The 2,291-nt window shown below is 65.2% G+C and carries 2 protein-coding genes; one reads left to right on the forward strand and one right to left on the reverse strand.

Annotation, left to right across the window (positions count from 1 at the left end; genetic code table 11):
- Positions 1 to 102: 102 nt before the first annotated feature.
- On the forward strand, positions 103 to 303 hold the full coding sequence (locus AC1RTA_RS16515) for a SlyX family protein (protein ID WP_014237783.1): 201 nt from the start codon (positions 103 to 105) through the stop codon (positions 301 to 303).
- Positions 304 to 413: 110 nt separating this feature from the next.
- On the opposite strand, the gene AC1RTA_RS16520 is transcribed toward AC1RTA_RS16515, so the two are convergent.
- The coding region (locus AC1RTA_RS16520; RefSeq protein WP_492785358.1) for a peptidase U32 family protein at positions 414 to 2,291 on the reverse strand (1,878 nt) is incomplete at its 5' end.

Genomic DNA, 2,291 nt, shown 5'->3' on the forward strand with positions numbered 1-2,291 from the left:
GCTGGGTAGTCAAGGCAGGGTGGGAGCAGGCGTGAGGGGCGTAGTGTAAGCCATGGGGCGGCAGGCGTAGAATCCGCCCTCACTCAACGACCGGGAACCGCCATGGAAGAGCGTCTGAACGAACTGGAAATCAAGCTCAGCTTTGCCGACGATGCCATCGACGAACTGAACCGCACCGTCTTCCGCCAGCAGCAGCTGATCGAACAACTGCAGCACGACCTGCGGGCCCTGCGGCAGCAGATGCTGGCCAGCCTGCCGGAAGAAAAGCGCACCCTGCAGGACGAGATTCCGCCTCATTATTGAGCTACTTTTTTGCCACAGAGGGCACAGAGAACACAGAGGTAAACCAACGACTTGGCATTACTCTTCTCTGTGTTCTCTGTGCCCTCTGTGGCTAAAGGTTTTTCCCCCACTCAGTGGGGCATGAGCTGGATGCTGCGGTTCTTGCGCATCTTGCCCACCACGTGCATTTCACATTTGACGCAGTCGAACTTCAGGGTCAGGCGCTCGCCGTTGTTCACCAGGGTCAGGGGATCGGGCTTTAAGCCCTTCACTTCCTTGGGGCACAGGTTGAAGCTGTGGCGCAGGCAGTGCTTGGTGATCATCAGGGAAACGGCGCCCTTTTCCTCGTCCGCCTCGTAGGCTGCGGCGATCAGTTCCACCCCGTGCTTGAGGTAGAACTCCCGGGCCTTGCGGTTGTACACATTGCCCAGGTAGGTCAGTTCCACTTCCGGGTAGAGGGCCGGCGGCTCCACCGGCCTGGCCCGGGGCGGGCGCTGGTAGGCGGCGGCCCGGACCGCATCCAGGGCTGCCACCGCTTCCCGGCGCAGGGCGTTGATGGCGCCGGCGGGCAGGAACCAGGGCTGGGATAGCTGCAGCTCCACCCCGTCGGCCACGTACAGGGTGTTGCCCAGCTTGGCCAGGTTTTCCCGGAGGCCAGCCAGGGCCCGTTCGCCGTTCTGGGCGGCTTCCCGGGCGTGGGCCAGGGGCACGCTGACGGCTACGCCGGTTTCGTCCGTCAGGGTCAGGGCGAAGCCGTCGCCGCTTTCGGCGAAGACCATGGTGATGCCTACCCGGCGTTCCGCCGACTTCTTTTCCAGGATGCGTTCGAATTCCTGGTCCCGGTTGCGGTGGATGGCGGTGCCCACGACCAGGTCTTCCGGCACTTCGTTGGGCGTGCAGCGCCAGGCCGCGCCCACCTTTTCCGCCGTATTGAGGCGCAGGCCCACCAGTTCGCCGTGACCGTCGAAATAGGAGAGGCCGTCGCCGTTGTGCAGGGCTTCCGCCGTCTCGACCTCGAACCAGCCCTTGCCCAGGCGGCTCACCTTGCCGATGGCCGGGCCGGAGAAGGCGGGGGTGTCGAAGGCGCCCACTTCGCTGTGGCCCCGGCCGTGCACAAAGTAGTCGGTGGCGCCCCGGTTGAAGGTCTTTTCCGGCTGGGGGGTGAAGAAGAAGGTGCTGCGGCCGGCGGAGGAACGGGTGAATTGGGGATGTTGCGCCAGGATGTCGTCCAGCAGGGTGCGGTAGTGGGCGGTGATGTTCTTGACGTAGGAGAGGTCCTTCAGCCGGCCTTCGATCTTGAAGGAGCTGATGCCGGCCTGGGCCAGGGCCAGCAGGTTGGCGCTCTGGTCGTTGTCCTTCATGGAGAGCAGGTGCTTGTCGCTGGCGATGATCTGGCCCTGCTCGTTTTCCAGGTCGTAGGGCAGGCGGCAGGCCTGGGAACATTCGCCCCGGTTGGCGCTGCGGCCGGTGTGGGCGTGGCTGATGTTGCACAGGCCGCTGTAGCTGACGCAGAGGGCGCCGTGCACGAAAAACTCCAGGGCGATGTCGGTCTGGGCGGCAATCTGGCGGACCTGTTCCAGGTCCAGTTCCCGGGCCAGGACGATCTGGGAGAAGCCGACGTCCTGCAGGAAGCGGGCCTTGTCCACGGAGCGGATGTCGGTCTGGGTGCTGGCGTGGAGCTGGATCGGCGGCAGGTCGAGCTGCAGCAGGCCCATGTCCTGGATGATGAGGGCGTCGGCGCCGGCGTCGTGGCATTCCCAGGCGATGCGGCGGGCGGTCTCCAGTTCCTCGTCCTTGAGGATGGTGTTGAGGGCTACCAGTACCCGGGCGTTGTAGCGGTGGGCGAATTCGCTGAGGCGGGCGATGTCGGCCACGCTGTTGCCCGCATTGGCCCGGGCGCCGAAGGCCGGGCCGCCGATATAGACGGCGTCGGCGCCGTGGACGATGGCTTCCATGCCGAAGTCGGCATTCTTGGCGGGGGCGAGGAGTTCAAGCGGGTGGGCGAGGGG

Source organism: Azospira sp. MPR-E4, assembly GCF_058809645.1.

Coding starts and splice junctions, on each gene's coding strand:
- AC1RTA_RS16515 (WP_014237783.1), top strand. CDS start 103: ATGGAAGAGCGTCTGAACGAACTGGAAATCAAGCTCAGCTTTGCCGAC.